1 protein-coding gene is annotated in these 226 nt (G+C 65.5%); it reads right to left on the bottom strand.

Features of this window, described 5'->3' with window-relative positions; all coding sequences use genetic code 11:
• Positions 1 to 226 (bottom strand): VCBS domain-containing protein (locus KW825_RS20420; RefSeq protein WP_218330256.1); only part of this gene is annotated, 226 nt, incomplete at both ends.

Below are 226 nucleotides of genomic sequence, written 5' to 3'. Positions count from 1 at the left end.
TGGTCTCACCCTCTTTCAGGTACTGCACGTCGCCGTTGGCCACGTTGTAGGTCCACTTGCCATCTGTGGTGATGGTCAGGCTGCCCAGCACACTGCCGGTCGGGGTACCGGTACCGGCCTTGAACACCGCCTCGCCCGCATCCAGATCGGTCAGGGTCAGGGTGCCGCTGTCGGTCAGGGTCGGATTGCTGGCATCCTCGGTCACCGCACCCTGGTCGTCGCCGGC

Source organism: Aeromonas sp. sif2433 (assembly GCF_019218705.1).
Taxonomy (GTDB): Bacteria; Pseudomonadota; Gammaproteobacteria; order Enterobacterales; family Aeromonadaceae; genus Aeromonas; species Aeromonas encheleia.
The sequence above is the reverse complement of the archived record's forward strand: the minus strand, read 5'-3'. Positions and strand labels throughout refer to the sequence as shown.